Genomic DNA, 1109 nt, shown 5'->3' on the forward strand with positions numbered 1-1109 from the left:
ATACGGCGGTACGTAGCCCGGAAAGCAACGGGGAGCAGGTCACCTCCTGCTTTTGGCTTAACTCGTCGGTTAGCCACGCATCAAAACGGCCCATATGCCCTTAAGGTCCACTCTATTCAGGTTAAGTGGGGATTTTGGCGAGGTTGTGAAATGCAAAGGTAACGTTCACATATTGTAAACGGCAAAGAGCGATGCTATAATGTTCACATAATGTAAACGGATGGAACGACCGCAAGATGCACGTAATTTCAAAAGAGCCTTTTGAGGAAGCGGCAAAGCGATATCCCAACGATTCGTTAGCCATTCGGGCGTTGTACCGCTTAGTGCGCGAGACGGACTTCTCTTCTCCAGCTGAGATGCTAACTCTGATACCGAGCCTGGATAATTTTAAGTACAGGAATAAGTGGTGGGTTTTGGATGTAGGGGGCAACAACTTGAGGGTTATCGCCTATATCAATTTCGTAAATAAGCGCTTCTACGTGAAGCACATCGCAACCCACGCTGATTACGACAAGTTGACCCGCTATTACAGGGAGAACAAAGAATGATTACCGACACTGCAAAAGCCATTGAAGCAACCAAACAACTCGTAGCTGCCGTCCCCTTCCTAGGGGGCAGTTCTTCCGAGAGCGATTACCGCGAAGCGATGGAGCTGGTGGATTATCTGATCGAGAACGACGACGAGAACCCACTTATTGACTTCCTGGCGAGTAAGATTGCCGACTATGAAGATAACAGCCCTCGTTTCGCTGAGTTCAACAAAGCTATTGCTGAAATACCAGTCGGCGTTGCACTTCTGCGAACCCTGATTGACCAGCACAAGCTGTCTTATTCAGACCTTAAGGATGAGATCGGATCTAAATCATTGGTCAGCCAAATCCTGTCAGGGCAGCGCTCTTTGACCATCACTCACATAAAAGCTCTTTCCGCGCGCTTCGGTGTAAAACCTGAGTGGTTCCTATAACCGAAAGATATAACTAAATCACCTGATGGTGATTTAGTTATGATTAATTTCATTTGTAAGGAAGCTTCCATGTCAGACGAAGTAGTAAAGCCAGGGAATGAAGAGGCTCTTAGTGGCTTTGTTGAATAAATCGAACTTTTGCTGA

Annotated in this window: 2 protein-coding genes; both read left to right on the forward strand. The window is 46.7% G+C overall.

What is annotated here, in order from left to right:
• Window positions 1-236 precede the first annotated feature (236 nt).
• The gene (locus HMPREF3140_RS08180) at window positions 237-548 is read left to right on the forward strand and encodes a type II toxin-antitoxin system HigB family toxin (RefSeq protein ID WP_011251285.1); all 312 of its coding nucleotides are present in this window, start codon (window positions 237-239) and stop codon (window positions 546-548) included.
• Window positions 545-964, forward strand: a complete 420-nt coding sequence (locus tag HMPREF3140_RS08185) for a helix-turn-helix domain-containing protein (RefSeq protein ID WP_011251286.1) — start codon at window positions 545-547, stop codon at window positions 962-964. The genes HMPREF3140_RS08180 and HMPREF3140_RS08185 overlap by 4 nt, the downstream gene beginning before the upstream one ends.
• Window positions 965-1109 lie beyond the last annotated feature (145 nt).

Source organism: Klebsiella sp. HMSC16A12, from assembly GCF_001808265.1.
In the GTDB taxonomy this organism is placed as follows: Bacteria; Pseudomonadota; Gammaproteobacteria; order Enterobacterales; family Enterobacteriaceae; genus Klebsiella; species Klebsiella pneumoniae.